The organism is Thalassobium sp. R2A62 (genome assembly GCF_000161835.1).
Classification (GTDB): Bacteria; Pseudomonadota; Alphaproteobacteria; order Rhodobacterales; family Rhodobacteraceae; genus Thalassobium.
This window is the reverse complement of the sequence record NZ_GG697169.2, coordinates 2,161,040-2,179,188: the sequence shown is the minus strand read 5'-3', so window position 1 is coordinate 2,179,188 and position 18,149 is coordinate 2,161,040. Positions and strand designations below refer to the sequence as shown.

16 protein-coding genes are annotated in these 18,149 nt (G+C 56.6%); 14 read left to right on the top strand and 2 right to left on the bottom strand.

The window, feature by feature from the left end; translation table 11 throughout:
- Positions 1–35 precede the first annotated feature (35 nt).
- From lspA to TR2A62_RS10775, 7 genes are all read left to right on the top strand, one after another.
- Complete coding sequence (lspA, locus tag TR2A62_RS10805; protein WP_009159865.1) at positions 36–515, top strand: signal peptidase II; 480 nt, start codon at positions 36–38, stop codon at positions 513–515.
- A gap of 49 nt (positions 516–564) precedes the next feature.
- Positions 565–1,068: a DUF3035 domain-containing protein gene (locus tag TR2A62_RS10800; protein WP_009159067.1), complete on the top strand. Its 504-nt coding sequence runs from the start codon at positions 565–567 to the stop codon at positions 1,066–1,068.
- An 82-nt stretch (positions 1,069–1,150) separates the two neighbouring features.
- Positions 1,151–2,488 carry a pitrilysin family protein gene (locus TR2A62_RS10795; RefSeq protein ID WP_009157825.1) on the top strand — a complete coding sequence of 446 codons (1,338 nt, stop codon included), beginning with the start codon at positions 1,151–1,153 and terminating at the stop codon, positions 2,486–2,488.
- A complete protein-coding gene (locus TR2A62_RS10790) occupies positions 2,488–3,801 on the top strand; it encodes a pitrilysin family protein (RefSeq protein WP_009160737.1) in 1,314 nt (437 codons plus the stop codon). The genes TR2A62_RS10795 and TR2A62_RS10790 overlap by 1 nt, the downstream gene beginning before the upstream one ends.
- A 42-nt stretch (positions 3,802–3,843) precedes the next feature.
- On the top strand, positions 3,844–5,661 hold the full coding sequence (gene mutL, locus TR2A62_RS10785; protein WP_009159486.1) for a DNA mismatch repair endonuclease MutL: 1,818 nt from the start codon (positions 3,844–3,846) through the stop codon (positions 5,659–5,661).
- Positions 5,658–6,887 carry a DNA recombination protein RmuC gene (locus tag TR2A62_RS10780; protein WP_009158700.1) on the top strand — a complete coding sequence of 410 codons (1,230 nt, stop codon included), beginning with the start codon at positions 5,658–5,660 and terminating at the stop codon, positions 6,885–6,887. Before mutL ends, TR2A62_RS10780 begins: the two co-directional genes overlap by 4 nt.
- A 57-nt stretch (positions 6,888–6,944) precedes the next feature.
- A complete protein-coding gene (locus TR2A62_RS10775; protein ID WP_009157904.1) occupies positions 6,945–7,355 on the top strand; it encodes a hypothetical protein in 411 nt (136 codons plus the stop codon).
- A 3-nt stretch (positions 7,356–7,358) separates the two neighbouring features.
- Here TR2A62_RS10775 and TR2A62_RS10770 read toward each other — a convergent pair whose 3' ends face one another.
- Both TR2A62_RS10770 and TR2A62_RS10765 read right to left on the bottom strand, forming a co-directional pair.
- Positions 7,359–7,997 (bottom strand): ChrR family anti-sigma-E factor, encoded by a 639-nt coding sequence (locus TR2A62_RS10770; RefSeq protein ID WP_009160287.1) that lies wholly within the window; start codon positions 7,995–7,997, stop codon positions 7,359–7,361.
- Positions 7,998–8,004: 7 nt separating this feature from the next.
- On the bottom strand, positions 8,005–8,529 hold the full coding sequence (locus TR2A62_RS10765) for a sigma-70 family RNA polymerase sigma factor (RefSeq protein ID WP_040821442.1): 525 nt from the start codon (positions 8,527–8,529) through the stop codon (positions 8,005–8,007).
- 261 nt (positions 8,530–8,790) lie between these two features.
- Here TR2A62_RS10765 and TR2A62_RS10760 point away from each other — a divergent pair, with 261 nt between their 5' ends.
- From TR2A62_RS10760 to TR2A62_RS10730, 7 genes are all read left to right on the top strand, one after another.
- Entirely contained in the window at positions 8,791–10,089 is a 1,299-nt protein-coding gene (locus TR2A62_RS10760) for an NAD(P)/FAD-dependent oxidoreductase (protein ID WP_009158841.1), read from the top strand.
- A gap of 6 nt (positions 10,090–10,095) precedes the next feature.
- The gene (locus TR2A62_RS10755) at positions 10,096–10,854 is read left to right on the top strand and encodes a DUF1365 domain-containing protein (protein WP_040820630.1); all 759 of its coding nucleotides are present in this window, start codon (positions 10,096–10,098) and stop codon (positions 10,852–10,854) included.
- On the top strand, positions 10,851–12,086 hold the full coding sequence (locus tag TR2A62_RS10750; protein WP_009160433.1) for an MFS transporter: 1,236 nt from the start codon (positions 10,851–10,853) through the stop codon (positions 12,084–12,086). Before TR2A62_RS10755 ends, TR2A62_RS10750 begins: the two co-directional genes overlap by 4 nt.
- Before the next feature lie 4 nt (positions 12,087–12,090).
- Positions 12,091–12,651, top strand: coding sequence for a DUF3833 domain-containing protein (locus tag TR2A62_RS10745; protein WP_009157274.1), 561 nt, complete (start codon positions 12,091–12,093; stop codon positions 12,649–12,651).
- A gap of 12 nt (positions 12,652–12,663) precedes the next feature.
- Positions 12,664–13,398, top strand: coding sequence for an SDR family oxidoreductase (locus TR2A62_RS10740; RefSeq protein WP_009159137.1), 735 nt, complete (start codon positions 12,664–12,666; stop codon positions 13,396–13,398).
- A gap of 122 nt (positions 13,399–13,520) precedes the next feature.
- Positions 13,521–16,313, top strand: a complete 2,793-nt coding sequence (fdhF, locus tag TR2A62_RS10735; RefSeq protein WP_009160205.1) for a formate dehydrogenase subunit alpha — start codon at positions 13,521–13,523, stop codon at positions 16,311–16,313.
- An 89-nt stretch (positions 16,314–16,402) separates the two neighbouring features.
- Positions 16,403–18,082 carry a peptidoglycan-binding protein gene (locus TR2A62_RS10730; protein ID WP_009160778.1) on the top strand — a complete coding sequence of 560 codons (1,680 nt, stop codon included), beginning with the start codon at positions 16,403–16,405 and terminating at the stop codon, positions 18,080–18,082.
- Positions 18,083–18,149: the final 67 nt, after the last annotated feature.

Genomic DNA, 18,149 nt, shown 5'->3' with positions numbered 1-18,149 from the left:
TGACGACGCCCTCTGGGGGGAAGAAAGGGCAGGCCATGCGGCTGACATTTTGGACAGGTTTCTGGGTGTTCCTTGTGGATCAGATCAGCAAATATGTCGTGGTGCATATGATGGAGCTTCAGTCGAAGCTCTCGATTGATGTATTTCCACCGTTTCTTAATCTGCGGATGGCGTGGAACGAGGGCATCAACTTTGGCTTGATGGCGAATGAGAGCGAATGGTTGCCTTGGGCGTTGATCGCGCTGGCGCTGGCGATTTCGGGTGCTGTGCTGATTTGGGTGTATCGTGAGAACGGCAGCCGATGGACCTTTATTTGGGCGGGCGTTCTGGTTGGCGGCGCGATTGGCAACGTTGTTGACCGTATCATCTATGGGGCTGTTGCGGATTTCCTGAATATGTCGTGCTGTGGAATCGACAATCCGTTTGCATTTAACGTGGCAGATGTGGCTATTTTCGTTGGAGCCGTCGGTCTGGTTCTCACCACTGGCGATGGCAAGAAGAAACCTAGCAGGTGACGGGCCTCTCACCTTGCGTTAGAGAGGGTCAGGGTAAGGAGACGCAGTGATGTTCGGCAAAGCAATTTTGGCACTGACAGCCTGTTTGGTTTTGACTGCTTGTGGCGGGGGCGATCGTGGTTTGCGCACGTTGTCTGGCACAGAGGGTCCTGATGAATTTTCTGTCCAACCTGCGCGGCCTTTGGAACTGCCAACAGACGCAAGCCTAGCTGCACCTACGCCGGGTGCTGCGAACCGCACAGATGCGTCGCCACGTGCTGACGCGATTGCGGCATTGGGCGGAAATCCCGCAGCAGTGTCACGGGGCGGTGTTCCGTCGTCTGACAGTGCGCTGGTCGCACGCGCAAGCCGTTATGGCGTGACCCCCGGCATTCGGTCAGAACTGGCCGCAGCCGATGAACAGTTCCGCAAACGTCGTGGTCGGGTCAGTCTATTTGGCTTTGGCCGCGATCGTTATTTCAAAGCCTATGCGCGCCAGTCGCTCGACGCCTACGCCGAACTGCAACGTTTTCGGAACCTCGGGGTTCGGACGCCTACAGCGCCGCCCCAGTAAACCTGTTCTCACAAGCGCGTAAGATCACTTGAACAAGTGGGTCTGTGACGTAGGTTAGTCACAGGACAACAAAGGATGATCCATGAAGCGTTTGATTGCGGGTGCCGCCGCTCTGTTGGCAATTGCGACCGTTGGGCAGGCGGATGAAGCCGTCACTGACTATGTTCTAGACAATGGGATGCAAGTCGTCGTGATCGAAGATCACCGTGCGCCAGTTGTGGTGCATATGGTGTGGTATCGGACCGGATCAGCAGACGAGCCGGTAGGCGCATCAGGCGTTGCGCATTTTCTAGAGCACCTGTTGTTCAAGGACACCGAGAACCTAGCTGATGGTGAATTTTCGGCAGTGGTCAGCGCCAATGGCGGCAGCGACAATGCCTTTACCAGCTACGACTACACCGCCTATTTCCAGCGGGTTGCGGCGGATCGGCTCGAATTGATGATGACGATGGAGGCGGACCGCATGGTCAACCTGCGTCTGGATGAGAATGACATTGCGACAGAGCGAGACGTCATTCTGGAAGAACGCAACCAACGCACAGACAGCAGCCCCGGCGCGTTGTTCAATGAACAGCGCCGCGCGGCCCAGTATATGAACCACCGCTACGGTGTGCCGGTGATTGGCTGGCGCCACGAGATGGAAACGCTGTCGTTGCAAGACGCGCAGGATTTCTACGACACCTATTATGCGCCCAACAATGCGATCCTCGTGGTTGCAGGTGATGTGGAACCCGAAGAGGTAAAGGCGCTGGCTGAGACCTACTATGGTGTGCTGCCTGCAAACGAAGCGATCCCCCAGCGTGAACGCCCATCCGAGCCGCCACAGCGATCCGAACGCCGTTTGGTGTATGAGGATTTGCGTGTGTCGCAGCCCTATGTGACCCGTACCTATTTGGCGCAAGAGCGCGACAGCCGCGTCCAAGAGGAGGCCGCAGCCCTTACCATTTTGGCGCAATTGCTGGGTGGAAGTAACTTTACCTCGGTCTTGAACAACAAGCTGCAGTTTGAGGACCAAAAGGCGGTCTACACCAGCGCGTTCTACACAGGCATGTCGCTGGATGCGACGACCTTTGGTCTGGTTATCGTTCCGGCCGAAGGTGTCAGCTTGCAAGAGGGCGAAGATGCGTTGGACCAAGCGGTGGCTGAGTTCATCGAAGAAGGTGTCGACGCAGATCAACTTGCGCGGATCAAGATGCAGCTGCGCGCGGGTCAGATTTATGCACGTGATGATGTGAACGCGGCGGCGAACCGCTATGGCTCGGCATTGACCCAAGGGTTGACCATCGCCGATGTTCAAGAGTGGCCCGATGTGTTGCAGGCGGTGACAGCAGACGACCTGATCGCCGCGGCAAAGCGTGTTTTTGACCGCAAGGCTGCTGTGACAGGCTGGATGATCAAAACCCAAGAGGACCTGAACTGATGATGATGCGTTTTATTGGTGCGGTATTTGCCGCTGTGATCGCGCTGCCTGTGGCGGCTGAAACCGAAATCCAAGAGGTCGTGTCGCCCGGCGGAATTACGGCGTGGCTGGTTGAAGAGCATTCGATCCCTTTCACCTCGATCGAAATCAGGTTCCAAGGTGGTGCATCTCTGGATGAGCCAGGCAAACGTGGTGCGACCAATCTGATGGTTGGCCTTCTCGAAGAGGGAACGGGCGATATGGATGCCCAAGCCTTTGCCGAGGCACGCGAAGCATTGGCGGCGACCTATATCTTTGGCGCCTATGACGATTCGTTGACGATTGGGACCAAGTTTCTGAGTGAGAACGCGAATGAAGCTGTAGCCCTGTTGAAACAGGCCGTTGTGTCCCCACGGTTTGACGAGGTCGCACTAGAGCGGGTTCGTGCGCAGGTCATTGCTGGCATCAAATCAGATGCTCAAGACCCAGATGCGATCGCGCGGGTTCGGTTCAATGGGGCGGCCTTTGGTGACCACCCTTACGGCACGGATAGCAGCGGCACGATTGAAAGCGTCGAGGCGCTGACCCAAGAGGATTTGTTCACGGCACACCGCAATGTTCTGGCCCGTGATCGGCTGTATGTGGCTGCGGTTGGCGATATCACCCCTGCGGAATTGGGCGCGATGTTGGATGATCTGTTGGGAGATCTACCCGCAACAGGTGCACCAATGCCAGAGCCGGTTGAATTTGCATTGGACGGCGGCGTGACAGTGGTTGATTTTAAGACACCGCAATCCACCGCGTTGTTTGGTCATTCAGGCATTGCGCAAGAGGACGATGATTTCTTTGCCGCATATGTCCTGAATACCGTTTTGGGCGGTGCTGGGTTTGAGAGCCGGTTGATGAACGAAGTCCGCAAGAAGCGCGGCCTGACCTATGGGGTCGGCAGCTATCTCTTGGCCAAGGATTACTCTGCGACGGTGTTGGGTTCTGTTCGATCGTCGAACGACCGCATTGCCGAGGCCATCGAAGTGATCACAGCCGAATGGGGGCGCATGGCAACCACGGGTGTGACGCCAGAAGAGCTGACCAATGCCAAGTTGTTGCTGACGGGTGCCTATCCGTTGCGATTTGATGGAAACACCCAGATTGCGATGATTATGGTCGGTATGCAGATGCAGGGATTGCCAATTGATTATATCGCCACGCGCAACGAGCGTGTCGATGCTGTGACGCTAGAAGATGTGAACCGTGTGGCCGCAGAATTGCTGCGCGCAGAAGATCTTCATTTCATGGTTGTGGGCGAGCCGGAGGGATTAACGTCAACCAACTAAAGACGTGGCAGAATCGGGGCGGATCATGCTAATTCTTGTGGCATGGCCGCCACTGACCCCAACATAAGCGAAAATCGCCCTGTTATCAGACAGCTAGACGATGCTGCGATCAACCGTATCGCTGCGGGTGAAGTTGTCGAGCGACCCGCGTCCGCCGTCAAAGAGCTGGTGGAGAACGCGGTTGATTCTGGTGCGCGTCGGATTGACGTCAGCTATGCGGATGGGGGTAAATCGCTGATCCGCGTTGTTGACGATGGATGCGGCATCGAAGCTGCCGATCTGCCGCTCGCGTTGTCCCGCCATGCGACGTCTAAAATTGATGGTTCGGACCTGTTGAATATCCACACCTTTGGTTTTCGCGGCGAGGCGTTGCCGTCGTTGGGTGCCGTTGGGCGGCTTTCGATCACCAGCCGTGCGACGGGTGATGCCCATGTGATCAAGGTCGAAGGCGGCACGATGCAACCTGTGCGACCAGCGGCTTTGTCGGCAGGTACAACGGTCGAGTTGCGGGATTTGTTTTATGCGACACCCGCGCGCCTGAAATTCATGCGATCTGATCGGGCCGAAGCGCAAGCGATTGGCGACGTCGTCAAGCGGATCGCGATGGCCGAGCCGTTTGTCGCGATCACCCTGCGCGATGTCACAGGTGGTGGCGAAGGGCGCGTGGTTTTTCGTGCAGACGCGGAACAGGGTGATCTGTTTGATGCCTTGCATGGGCGGCTAGCGCGGGTCTTGGGGCGCGAATTTGCCGAGAATTCGATCCTCGTTGATACAGAACGCGAAGGGTTTCACCTAACCGGGTACGCAGCACTGCCAACCTATTCGCGCGGCTCGTCAGTGGCGCAGTATCTGTTCGTGAACGGCCGTCCCGTGCGAGATAAAATGCTCTATGGGGCGCTGCGTGGGGCCTATTCCGATTTTCTGAGCCGCGACCGGCATCCCGCTGCGGCGCTGTTCATTGATTGCGATCCGACGCTGGTCGATGTGAATGTGCACCCAGCAAAATCCGAGGTGCGGTTCCGCGAACCAGGCATTGTGCGGGGATTGATTGTAAGCGGGTTGCGTCACGCACTTGCGGATGCAGGGCACCGCGCCTCGACCACGGTTGCGGGTGCAACGCTAGGGGCCTTTACCCCCGAACCGACGGGCGCCCGTGTGTATCAAATGGACCGCCCGACCGCAGGTTTTGCGATAGCGGCCCAAATGGCGCCGCAAGTTTTCGAAGAGGCGGCAGCGGTGTTCGCGCGTGTTGATGAGACGCCGCAGGTTGTCGAACAGGATCACCCGCTTGGGGCGGCACGTGGTCAGGTCCACGAGAATTATATCATCGCGCAGACCAAAGATGGCATGGTGATCGTCGATCAGCACGCAGCGCACGAGCGGTTGGTCTACGAGCGATTGAAGAACCAAATGGCGGAGAACGGTGTTGCGGCGCAGGCCCTGCTGATCCCTGAGATTGTAGAGCTGAGCGAGAGCGATTGCACCCGTCTGATGGAGGTCGCTGGAGATCTCGCCAAACTGGGCCTGACCATCGAGCCCTTTGGTGGTGGTGCCGTTGCTGTGCGCGAAACGCCTGCGATTTTGGGCGAGGTGAATGCCGAGGCGATGCTGCGGGATGTCTTGGATGAGTTGGACGATGTGGGCGACAGCCAGCTGGTGCAGGCCAAGATCGAAGCGATCCTGAGCCGCGTTGCCTGTCATGGATCCATCCGATCGGGGCGCTGGATGCGCGCCGAAGAGATGAACGCGCTGTTGCGCGAGATGGAAGCGACGCCGCATTCGGGTCAATGCAACCACGGACGGCCGACCTATGTAGAACTCAAGCTGGCCGATATTGAACGGCTCTTTGGACGGACATGATCGAGATTTCTGGAACAGTTTACGCGTGGGATGATCCCGTCGTGATCGCGGCTTTGATCGGTGCAGCGATTGTTTTGCTGGTTCTGGTCTTGCTGACCCTCGCAGTACGGCGCGCAGGACGGTCTGCCGAGGCTGTCAATTTCGTAGCAAGCCAAATGGGGCGTTTGGGCCAAGATGTTCAGACCTTAGGGCAGGGGCAACAGACCCTCGCGGGTAGCCTGCAAACAGTCAGCGACACGCAGGCCCAAGCACAGGTCAACGCAATGCAGACGATGGAAGCGCGGCTGGCACAGGTTCAGGCGCAGATGGCTGAGCGGTTGGCGGACAATGCAATGCGGTCTCAGCGCGCGATGACCGAAATGCAAGAGCGCATGAAAGAAAGCCTGCATGGCAGTTCGGTGAAAACCACTCAGAGCCTGACCCAACTGCAAGAGCGTTTGGCGACGATTGATAAGGCGCAGACCAACATTGAAAAGCTGTCGGGCGATGTGCTGGGGCTGCAGGATATTCTGTCGAACAAGCAGACCCGCGGTGCCTTTGGTGAAATTCAGCTGAATGATATTGTCAGCAAGGCGCTGCCGTCGGATGCCTATGCGTTTCAACACACGTTGAGCAATGGCAAGCGGGCTGACTGTTTGATTCATTTGCCGAACCCTCCGGGGCCGATTGTGATCGATGCGAAATTCCCGCTTGAGGCGTACGAAGCGTTGGTCGCTGCTGAGACAAAAGATCAACAAGTGCGCGCATTACGTGACCTAAAGACTGCGGTGCAGACACATATCAAAGCGATTTCGACCAAGTATCTTATTGAAGGCGAGACCGCCGATGGCGCGTTGATGTTCCTGCCGTCCGAGGCCGTATACGCCGAACTTCATGCGCGTTTGCCCGAGGTCGTGCGCGAAGGGTTTGCAGCGCGTGTTTGGATCGTGTCACCGACCACCTGTATGGCGACGCTGAACACGATGCGCGCCATTCTCAAAGATGCGCGGATGCGTGAACAGGCTGGTGAAATTCGCAAGACGCTGGCGTTGGTCAACCGAGACGTTGAAATGGTGTCCGAGCGGGTCGGAAAACTGCAAACTCATTTCCGTCAGGCGAGCGAGGACATCGAAGGGATCGGTGTGGCTGCAACCCGCGCCGGCAAGCGGGCCAAGCGGTTGGACAACTTTGATTTTGAAGAGCTGCAAGACGATACCGTCGTTCCGATGGTCACAGCCAAGGATTGAGTTGCCCCGCCCCAAGCGGCGCGATAGCGTGAACCCATAGTTAACAGGAGTTGCTCCATGACGTATCGTTCGACCAATTTGATCGCCCTTGGGTTCTGCGCGCTCGCAATCGCGGGCTGTGCTGATCTAAAGGCGCAAATCGCTGCCGATGCGAAAGAGGTGCAGGTCGCGTCACAGCGTCCGATCGTGGACCTCTACTATGAAGCGCAGGGGCGGCCTTTTGACAATGGGCCGATCTCGATCGTGGCGGATGATGACGGTCAATTGGATTTGATGCAGGTCTATCCCTGCGGTGGTAGCACAGCCTGTTTGAACGGCCCACGCGGGCGTCGCCTGAGCGTGAGCCAAGGGCTAGAATACACCGTCATTCGCGGGATCGAACCGGGGCACGACTATTACCTGTCTCCGGGTGGAGACGGATTTATCAATGCACATGGCCGACGCCAGACGTCGCTGGCGTGGGAATAAGATTTAGATTTTCAGGAATGGCTGCGCGATACGGGGCAAGAAACTCTTGAACCGCAGTGGCGCGTCGGTTGCAGCCAGACAGATGCATGGCTCGCCGTCTTCTGCGATGGGCTTGTGATGCATCTCTTCGTTTGCGACCTCGATGTCACCTGCGCCAAAGCGGTCCTCTTCGTCTCTGAACGCACCCTTTAGAACCAGTGTCAGTTCTGTACCGCGGTGACCGTGATCAGGCAGTTTTGTCCCCGCAGGAATGCGCAGCAGACGCACAGACGCCGTTTTAGACGTCTTGATGATCGCCTGAGATACACCTCCGCCGACGCGGCGCCATTTCACATCGTCGAGCGAACCGACATAGTCGTGCAACGGTGCGGGCAAATCCGACTGTTTCGCCAACCGCTTGGGTGTGGCGTCCATCTTGGCAATACGCGCCATCGTCTCAGCGAGGCTGGACTGGTTCATTTGGACCGCATCGACGGTTTCCATCACGTCGCCGCCGACCGCATCAAACGCCGCCAGGCGCGCGCGACATTCGTCGCACATAGATACATGTGTTGCGACAACGAGGTTGAATGCCTCGGGGAGGGTGCCTGCGGAATAAGCCATCAGCAGGGCATCGGTCAGGTGGTGCTTAATCTCGGTCATTCTCGGTTCACTTCATTGCGTGGCGCAGGCGTTCCAGCGCTAACCTAATTCTCGATTTGATCGTGCCAAGCGGCAATCCGGTTTCTTCCGCGATTTCGCTATGTGACAAATCGCCAAAGTAGGCGCGTTCGATCAGTTCTCTTTGTTTGGCGGGCAGCTTGGCCAAGGCCGCGCTGAGTTGGTCGGTCTCTTGTTGTAGCGATAGAATATCGCTCTGGTCGGGTTCCGCTTCTGGACCCCACCATAAATCTTCGGGCTCTGGCCTGCGCTGTTTGCGCAAGGCGTCGATCTTGCGGTTTCGCGCAATCGTAAAGATCCAAGTCGACACACTGGCGCGGCCGGGATCAAACATATGAGCCTTGGTCCAAAGGGTAGCCATGACCTCTTGGGTGGTTTCCTCTGCCAAAGTCGCATCGGCACCTGATTTCATCAGAAACGCTTTGACCCGTGGCGCAAAGTGGGCAAACACCTCGGCGAACGCAGTTTGATCCTGATGGCTTTTGATACGCTCGATCTGAGCGACCCATTGCATCCGTGCTGCGGCCTGCGGCTTTTGCTTTTGTGGGTTCACGGCTTCGGCTTCGTCTTTCTTCATTGAGTCCAACGTGAGCTGGGCGATCACCCCCGAGGGTGTTTCGCGTTCAGGCTGGGTATTCGTTGTCGTCAACATGCATTGTTTACGGCTGCTATGCGAGGTTGGATCAAAATTTATGAGAAACTTTTCTAGCATTTAATCCGTGACTGAACTTGGGCCGTAAGACTATAAAGACGAACGCGCCAAAGGAGCCGCTGAATGCCATTTGAGACCGGGACGACTGCGCCTAAGAGAATTGCAGTGATCGGAGCGGGGATCTCGGGCATGGGGGCGGCGCATATGTTGGCGCAATCCCATACCGTCGTTCTGTACGAGGCCGAACCGATGATTGGGGGCCATGCCCGCACGCGTCTGGGCGGGCAGAACCGCGACCAACCGGTCGATACCGGCTTTATCGTCTTTAACTATGCGAATTATCCACATCTGGCCGCATTATTTGCCGAGCTGGGCGTGCCAGTGGTCAAAAGCAACATGAGCTTTGGCGCGTCGATTGATGGTGGCCGGCTGGAGTACGGTTTGGCGGGTCTCGGCGCGTTGTTTGCGCAAAAGAAAAATGCGCTGGATCCGCGGTTCCTGCGGATGGTCCGCGACATTCTACACTTTAATAAGAACGCCCTGTCGGTTGCACAGGATCGCAGCCTGACGATCCGTGATTTTCTGGCCAAGCTGGGAACGGGCCCGTTTTTCCGCGACTACTATTTGTTGCCGTTGACCGGCGCGATCTGGTCGACCCCGACTGAACAGATCATGGAATTTCCTGCACATGCGATGATGCAGTTCATGGAGAACCATGCGCTGTTGAGCGTCACGGGACAGCATCAATGGTACACTGTTGATGGCGGCTCGATTGAATATGTTCGCAGACTTGAGGCCGCTATGATCGCGCGCGGCGTCGATATTCGGTGTTCCACTCCGGTCCAAGAGATTACGCGTAATCCCTCAGGTGTTTTGGTGAAAACCTTTGGCGCCGAAGCCGAGCCGTTTGACGAAGTGATCTTTGCCACACATTCGGACGATAGTCTGCGTATGCTTGGCGATCCGACCGTGGAGGAGCAGGCGGCCTTGGGGGCGGTTAAATATCAACCCAATGACGTGGTGTTCCATTCGGACGCGGGCATCATGCCGAAACGTAAACAGGTATGGTCGTCGTGGATGTATACCGAGGCGGGTGAAAAGACGACGGGTCAGATCGACCTGACCTATTGGATGAATTCGTTGCAGCCGTCGTTGGTCAAAGACGATTTCTTTGTCACCTTGAATTCAACACGTCCGATCCAAGAGGATTTGATCTGGGATCAAGTTACGCTGCGGCACCCCGTCTACGATCTTGGCGCGTTGGCTGCACAACAGCAGGTCGTCGAGATGAACGGTCAAAACAGAACGTGGTTTTGTGGAGCTTGGATGAAGAACGGTTTTCACGAAGATGGTCTATCGAGCGCGGTTGATGTGGTTGAAGGGATCAATCTCGCAGCGTCGATGGCCGTGGCTGCGCAATAAACGGCTGTGGTGTCGGGCGTCGATCATATCTCGGGTCGGACCTTTCACGGGCGACGCGGTGGGATTGAGAACGCGTTCACATATTCTATCGATTACGTTTTGCTGGATGCCGAGGCCGAGTTGGTGACGCCGTCCATGTTCGCACGCAACACGGGCGCGATGATGTCCGTTCAAGACGTGGATCATGGTGGCCCTTGTGGCGATGGCCGTGGTGCACCTTGGGTCCGTGATGTTCTCGCCGCGCATAAATTGGACGCGCCCGCGCGTATTATGTTGTTGGCCCAACCGCGACTGTTGGGACATGTATTTAACCCAGTTAGTTTTTGGTTGTGCTACTCGGACGAGGGTGCACTGAGTGTTGTCATTGCCGAGGTTTCAAACACCTTTGGTGATCGGCATTCCTATTTGTGCTACCACGATGACCAGCGCCCGATCGTGCGGATGGATACGTTGACTGCGGCCAAAATTTTCCATGTCTCGCCATTCCAAGATATCGAAGGCGGCTACGAATTCCGCTTTGATATTCGAGAAGACAAAATCGGGATCTGGATTGACTATAGCCGTGGAAATGGCGGGTTGATTGCGACGTTGACTGGCGAACGAGCCCCGCTAACCAACCGCAGCATTTTGTGGGCCGCATTGCGCAGGCCCTTTGGATCGCGGCGGGTCTTGGCATTGATCCATTGGCAGGCGCTCAAAATCTGGGCCAAAGGTGCGCGGTATCGCCCCCATCCAAAACCACCCAGCGACGAGGTTTCGCGGTGAATGCGTTGCGCGCGGCATGGGGCGAACGCCTGCCTGCTTATACGCTATTTGCCGCAATTTTGTCCGGTGCAGGTTTGCCGATCTACATCTACGCCCCCAAGTTCTATTCGGATAGCTATGGCGTCAGTCTGACCAGTCTCGGGGTGATCTTATTCGGTTTGCGTTTGTTTGATGTGATCCAAGATCCGTTTCTGGGATGGGTCAGCGAACGCATTCGACACACCCGTAAATTGTGGACAACGGGCGTCGCATGCATTCTGGCCATTTCGATGATCGGGCTCTTTGCCATTGCGCCGCCGATCAATCCCGCCGTTTGGTTTGCGATCACGATCACAGGGCTGTTTTCGGCATTCTCGTTTCTGACCATCAATTTCTATGCCCAAGGTGTATCCAAGGCAGGAAGGGCCAAAGGGGGGCATGTGCGGCTCGCGGCTTGGCGCGAAACAGGGGGCCTGTTTGGTGTCTGTGTGGCTGCTGTTGTCCCAACGCTGTTGATCGATGTGACCGCCTGCCCGTTTGCGATGTTTGCATATGGATTTGCTGTGGTGACGTTGATCGCGGCAGTTTTCATGTGGCGCGAATGGACCGCGCCGCCGGTCGCCGAGGCGACGCCGGTCAAGGTGATCCTAGCGGACCGGTTGGCGCGGCGTTTGCTGATCCTTGCGCTGGTCAATGCGACCCCGTTGGCTGTGTCGTCGACGCTGTTCCTGTTTTATGTCGAGGGACGGCTCAAAGCTGTTGGATGGGAAGGGCCGCTGTTGGTCTTGTTCTTTCTTGCGGCGGCAGTGTCGGCGCCAATTTGGTCTGCGCTGGCCGCTCGATTTGGCGAAAAGCGTGTTTTGCTGTCGGCCATGGTTCTTGCCGTGCTTTCGTTTGGGGTTACGCTGACCTTGGGGGCTGGCGATGTCGAAGCCTTTGCCGTGATCTGCGTGCTGTCGGGCGCGACGATTGGTGCGGACCTCACATTGCTGCCTGCGCTCTTTGCGAAACGTATGGCGGCTGTGGCCCCGAATGGTGGCCAAGGGTTTGGTCTATGGTCGCTTGTGTCGAAATTCACACTCGCCTTTGCAGCTGCGACACTTTTACCAATATTAGAATGGTCTGGTTTTCAATCCGGCACGAATAACCCTGTGAATGCACAAACGATGCTAACGCTGCTTTATGCGGGTGCGCCGTCTATATTGAAACTTGTGGCGATTGGGTTGCTGGCCGTCACATCACTCGAGGATTGAATTGATGACTGTATTTTCATTTGTCTTGGGTGCGGTAGCTGCGGCGGCAATGGTCATGATCGTGCTGCGTCTTGCCTCGTTCAAATCTCAATCGCCGGATGACTACGCGGCTGAGGCAAATCAGTTTGATTTGCGCACCCACCTCAATGGCCCTATCCAATGCGAAGGCATGATTTATGGCCCGCTTGGGCGTGTCACATCGCGGTTCGTCGCGGACATGGACGTGACGTGGGAAGGTAACGTTGGAACGATGACCGAAACGTTTCGGTATGACAGCGGCTCGACCCAAGACCGTATGTGGAAACTAACGCTGGGCAACGATGGTTCGATCAAAGCCGAAGCACCTGATGTCATAGGCGTAGGGCGCGGTATGCAAGAAGGTTCGGCGGTTCAGCTGAAATATAAGATCAAGCTGAGCGACGATGCAGGTGGTCATGTGCTGGATACGACCGATTGGATGTATCTGCTCGAAAACGGTACGATCATGAACCGCAGCCAGTTCCGCAAGTATGGTATCAAGGTTGCCGAGCTGGTGGCGACAATGCGGCCCAAGGTGGCGGCGTAAGGCAAGGCTGACATGAAAGACTGGACAGGAAAACGCTACTGGCTTGTTGGAGCAAGCGAGGGTTTGGGGCGTGAGTTGGCGTTGACCATGTCGCGTGCTGGCGTTGAGGTGATCGTAAGCGCCCGTTCCGAGGACCGCTTGAAAGACTTGGTCGATGAACTGCCGGGCAAGGCGAGCTATGTAACTGTTGATGTGACCGACCGCGCGGCCGTAGAGGCGGCGGCCAAGGATGTCGGGCCGATCGACGGCATGGTCTATCTTGCGGGTGCGTACTGGCCGATGAAGTCCGGAGAATGGGACAACGAAAAGGCCGAGATGATGGCAGAGGTCAATTATCTGGGCGCAAGTCGCGTCGTGGGATCTGTCATCAATGACATGGTTGCGCGAGACGCGGGGCACATTGTTTTGACGGGCTCCCTGTCCGGTTTTCGCGGTCTGGCTGGTACGATTGGCTACGGTGCATCCAAAGCGGGGATCATGTATCTGGCCGAAGGGATGTATGCGGATCTGCGCAAAACAGGCGTACAAGTCCAGTTGGCAAACCCCGGATTTATCAAGACACGTCTGACCGACAAAAACGAATTCAACATGCCGTTCATAATGGAGCCCCAAGATGCGGCCCAAGAGATGTTCGAGCACATGAACGATGACGCGTTCAAAAAGAGCTTTCCCCGCGTATTTTCGTGGTTATTCCGCGGCAGTCAATTTCTGCCTGACTGGCTATACTATCGGATTTTTGGAGCGTAATCCGCGCATCCGTTTCGTTTTGGAAACGCATTGGCGGTTTTGGAGCCTGTCCTGTCGCAGTTGGCTGACTGGATTTTGAACAGAACTGGTTTAGACTTGGGCCTCTAAAGGGAGCCCTTACTATGTCTGACGTGATTCAATTTACCCTAGATGGTGAACAGGTAACTGCCGAGCGCGGTCAGACAATCTGGGAGGTTGCCAATGGTCGTGGCCTGATCATCCCACATCTGTGCCACAAGCCTGCACCGGGGTATCGCCCTGATGGTAACTGTCGCGCATGTATGGTCGAGATCGAAGGCGAGCGTACGTTGGCAGCATCTTGTATCCGCGAACCCAGTGACGGCATGGTCGTCGTGACCAACAACGAACGCGCCACAAATGCACGTCGGACTGTTGTCGAGATGTTGGTTGCTGACCAGCCAGAGCGCGATGTCGCCCATGACAAGTCGAGCCACTTATGGGACATGGCCGACATGAATGGCGTCAGCGAGAGCCGTTTCCCGAAGTTGGAAAAGGGGCGCATTCCCCTGCTGGATGACAGCCACGTTGCGATGAGCGTGAATTTGGATGCGTGTATTCAATGTGGTTTGTGCGTGCGCGCCTGCCGCGAGGTTCAGGTGAACGACGTGATCGGTATGGCGGGTCGTGGTCATGACGTCTATCCGACATTCGACATGGCAGACCCAATGGGTGCCTCGTCTTGCGTGGCGTGCGGTGAATGCGTTCAGGCCTGCCCAACGGGCGCGTTGATGCCCGCTACTGTGACTGACGAAAACCAAGTCGGCGACAGCATGGATTTCGACAAAGAAGTCGAAAGCATTTGCCCGTTCTGTGGTGTTGGTTGTCAGGTCAGCCTCAAGGTCAAAGACGACCGTGTGAAATACGTCGAAGGTATCAATGGCCCCGCCAACGAAGGTCGCTTGTGCGTTAAAGGGCGCTTTGGCTTTGACTACATCCACCACGAGCACCGTTTGACCAAGCCGCTGATCCGCCGTGACGATGCGCCTGCAAAGGGGCTGAATGTTGATCCGGGCAACTGGGGTGACACGTTCCGCGAGGCGACGTGGGATGAGGCATTGGATTTTGCAGCAGGTGGTTTGGCCAAGCTCAAGCAATCCAAAGGTGGCGCTTCGGTTGCGGGATTTGGTTCGGCCAAATGTACCAACGAAGAAGCATATCTGTTCCAGAAAATGATCCGTCAGGGCTTTGGCCACAACAACGTCGATCACTGCACACGTCTGTGTCACGCGTCGTCAGTTGCGGCATTGATGGAAAACGTTGGATCGGGTGCTGTGACCGCGACGTTCAACGAGATCGAGAACGCCGATGTGGCGATTGTCATCGGGGCGAACCCGATTGAGAACCACCCTGTTGCGGCGACCTATTTCAAGCAGTTCACCAAGCGCGGTGGCAAGCTGATCGTTATGGATCCACGCGGTCAGGCGCTCAAGCGTTTTGCCTCACACATGCTGCAATTCCGTCCGGGTGCGGACGTGTCGATGCTGAACGCGATCATGCATACGATCGTCGAAGAAGGTCTGTACGACCAGCAATACATCGACGCCTACACGGAAAACTGGGAGGCTGAAAAAGCCCACCTTGCTGATTTCACGCCAGAGAAGATGTCGGATATTTGTGGTATCGAACCTGAGTTGTTGCGCGATGTTGCGCGTACCTTTGCTGGTGCAAAGGCGGCGATGATTTTCTGGGGTATGGGTGTGTCACAGCACATTCACGGCACGGACAATTCGCGCTGCCTGATATCGCTGGGTCTTATGACCGGTCAAATCGGTCGCCCGGGTACGGGTCTGCACCCGCTGCGCGGTCAGAACAACGTCCAAGGTGCGTCTGACGCGGGCCTGATCCCGATGTTCCTGCCAGACATGCAGAGCGTTGTGGATGACGGTGTTCGTAGCGCCTTTTCCGAGATTTGGTCCAAAGAGGACGGCGTCAACGAGATACTGGATTCGAACAAAGGCCTGACCGTGACCGAGATCATGGATGCGGTCCATGATGGCGACATTGATGGCATGTATATTCTGGGCGAGAACCCAGCGATGTCGGACCCCGATGTGGAACACGCACGGGATGCGCTGGCAAAGCTCGAGCATCTTGTCGTCCAAGATATTTTCCTGACTGAGACTGCGAACTATGCAGATGTGATCCTGCCAGCGTCGGCGTTTGCCGAAAAGACGGGAACGGTGACGAACACGAACCGTCAGGTTCAAATGGGTCGCCCTGCGGTGTCGCCTCCGGGTGAGGCCCGCGAGGATTGGTGGATCGAAGTTGAATTGGCCAAGCGTCTGGGTCTTGGGTGGACATACACGCATCCATCCGAAATCTTTGCTGAGATGGGTCAGTTGATGAAGTCGTTCAACAACATCACGTGGGAGCGTCTCGAATGTGTCAACGCAGTGACCTATCCGTCGCTGACGCCGGATGATCCGGGCCAGCCGATTGTGTTTGGGGATGGTTTCCCGCGCACCGATGGTCGGGCGAAATTTACGCCTGCGTCGGTCATTGCCCCTGATGAGGCTCCGGATGCGGACTATCCCATGATCCTGACAACAGGTCGTCAGCTCGAGCATTGGCACACAGGTTCCATGACGCGCCGTTCCAAGGTTTTGGATGCGGTTGAGCCCGAGGCAAACTGTTCGCTGCACCCGTCAACACTGCGCAAATTGGGCGTCGCTCCAGGTGAGCATGTAACGTTGAGCACACGGCGTGGGTCGGTGATGATCATGGCGCGAGAGGATCGTGCAGTGGCGCCGGATATGGTGTTCTTGCCCTTTGCCTTTGTCGAGGCGGCCGCGAACATCCTGACCAACCCTGCTGTTGACCCCTATGGCAAAATCCCTGAATTCAAATTCTCGGCTGTAAAGGTTGAGGCGGCGACACAAATCGCAGCTGAGTGATCGGCGGCCTTTGGCGCGGCTTGCACTTGGTTAAAGACAGGTTGCGTTTCGCTGGCTAGGCTTAGTCCCGACAAAAGGGAGTGAGTGTTATGCGTGGGTTTTTGACAACCTCGGCTTTGGTGATGGCAATGGCCGCACCGGCGGTCGCCGATGATGCGGCGTTCTTGTTGGGCGTCTCTCGGTACGACAACTATGATCGGGTGGCGCGCGCGACGTCCATTCTGGGTTCGGTTGACGGTCTCAAAGATCAGGGTTTCGAGATATTCCAGCTGGGCAACGGCGATTGGACTGATGTGCGTCGCAATTTGCGGGGCTTCGCAGCAGAGGCCGAAGATGCATCGCGTTTGGTCGTGATCCTAGCGGGTCAATTTGTGACCGACGGAAATCAAACATGGCTGGTGACCAAAGAGGCAAGCAAACCTGCAACGTCGGTGTTGGCGGGGCAGGATGCGATCCCTATCGAAGCATTGATGCAGGTCATTTCTCAGACAGCGGGTGATGCCGTGATGGTTCTGGGGCATGATGGCCAAACGGACGAGGTGACCCGAGGGTTACGCGAGGGTCTTGGTCCTTTGGACATCCCTCAGGGGGTGACTGTGATCAAAGGTGACGTGCGCAGTGTCGCGCGATTTGTCACCAATACGCTGCCTCAGTCCGGTGCGAATCTGGATCAGGCGATAGCGAGTGATGATGCACTGTCTGCTGAGGGGTATCTGCCGCGCAACTACACTTTTCTAGAATTGGTGTCCGAGGGGTCCGAAGATGGCGGGCGTGATCCGGTGGTTGTGCCGACGACTGATCTGACCGAGCTGGAAGATGCCCGTTGGGGTGAGGCGCAAAACCTCGACACAGAAGACGCGTACCGGACGTATCTGCGTCTGCATCCCCAAGGCCGCTACGCGGTCCAAGCGCGAATTGCGATCGACAAGATTGTAAGCGAGCCGTTCCGCGATGCGCGATTGGCCGAAGAGGCGCTGACCCTTTCACGCGACCAGCGGCGCGACATTCAAAGAGATCTGACGATCCTCGACTATAACACCCGAGGCATTGACGGTATTTTTGGTCCGGGATCACGCCGTGCGATTGCCAATTGGCAGCAACAAAACGGGTTTGAGCAAACAACATATATGAATGCCGCGCAGATTCGGAGATTGGACAACCAAGCGAGCCGTCGGTCAGCCGAGCTAGAGGCCGAAGCCGAGCGCAAACGCCAAGAGCAATTGCGCGCTGATCGGGCGTATTGGAACATCACAGGCGCGCAGGGCGACGAGATCGGATTACGGTCCTACATCGAGCGGTATCCAGACGGTGCGTTTTCCGAAGAAGCCAAAGAGCGGCTGGCTGCAATCGAAGAGGACAAACGGGATCGGGCAGATCGCGAAGATCGTGCGCAATGGAACCAAGCCCGCAGCAGCCACACGGTTGCAGCATATCAAACCTATTTGCGGAGATTTCCGGGCGGCGCGTTTCGCAATGAAGCCCAAGCACGGATCGCCGAATTGCAGCGGGATGACAGTGGCGAAGAACGCCGCAGGCAGTGGATCGCCCAAGAGCGTGCGCTGGGTCTGAACGTGATTACCGCACGATTGGTAGAACGTAAGTTGGCAAGTCTGCGGCTAGAACCCGGTCGGGTTGATGGCCGGTTTGATGGCAACACCCGTCGCGCGTTGCGTCGCTATCAACAGGCACGTGGATTGCCAGTAACAGGGTATATGAACGAAGCAACGGCGGTGCGGTTGCTTGCGGATAGTGTAGGCGGGATCGATTGATCCTGCCGACGGTCCCCGCCCATCAAAGTTAGCCACGAAAAAAGCCGCCCCAATCAGGAGCGGCTTT

Bases quoted from the DNA above. Each gene is read 5' to 3' on its own strand.
- TR2A62_RS10740 (WP_009159137.1), top strand. From the start codon at position 12,664: ATGAAAGACTGGACAGGAAAACGCTACTGGCTTGTTGGAGCAAGCGAG.
- lspA (WP_009159865.1), top strand. From the start codon at position 36: ATGCGGCTGACATTTTGGACAGGTTTCTGGGTGTTCCTTGTGGATCAG.
- TR2A62_RS10775 (WP_009157904.1), top strand. From the start codon at position 6,945: ATGACGTATCGTTCGACCAATTTGATCGCCCTTGGGTTCTGCGCGCTC.
- TR2A62_RS10790 (WP_009160737.1), top strand. From the start codon at position 2,488: ATGATGATGCGTTTTATTGGTGCGGTATTTGCCGCTGTGATCGCGCTG.
- TR2A62_RS10800 (WP_009159067.1), top strand. From the start codon at position 565: ATGTTCGGCAAAGCAATTTTGGCACTGACAGCCTGTTTGGTTTTGACT.
- TR2A62_RS10795 (WP_009157825.1), top strand. From the start codon at position 1,151: ATGAAGCGTTTGATTGCGGGTGCCGCCGCTCTGTTGGCAATTGCGACC.
- TR2A62_RS10770 (WP_009160287.1), bottom strand. From the start codon at position 7,997: ATGACCGAGATTAAGCACCACCTGACCGATGCCCTGCTGATGGCTTAT.
- TR2A62_RS10760 (WP_009158841.1), top strand. From the start codon at position 8,791: ATGCCATTTGAGACCGGGACGACTGCGCCTAAGAGAATTGCAGTGATC.
- TR2A62_RS10730 (WP_009160778.1), top strand. From the start codon at position 16,403: ATGCGTGGGTTTTTGACAACCTCGGCTTTGGTGATGGCAATGGCCGCA.
- TR2A62_RS10765 (WP_040821442.1), bottom strand. From the start codon at position 8,529: ATGCAATGGGTCGCTCAGATCGAGCGTATCAAAAGCCATCAGGATCAA.
- TR2A62_RS10780 (WP_009158700.1), top strand. From the start codon at position 5,658: ATGATCGAGATTTCTGGAACAGTTTACGCGTGGGATGATCCCGTCGTG.
- TR2A62_RS10745 (WP_009157274.1), top strand. From the start codon at position 12,091: ATGACTGTATTTTCATTTGTCTTGGGTGCGGTAGCTGCGGCGGCAATG.
- mutL (WP_009159486.1), top strand. From the start codon at position 3,844: ATGGCCGCCACTGACCCCAACATAAGCGAAAATCGCCCTGTTATCAGA.
- fdhF (WP_009160205.1), top strand. From the start codon at position 13,521: ATGTCTGACGTGATTCAATTTACCCTAGATGGTGAACAGGTAACTGCC.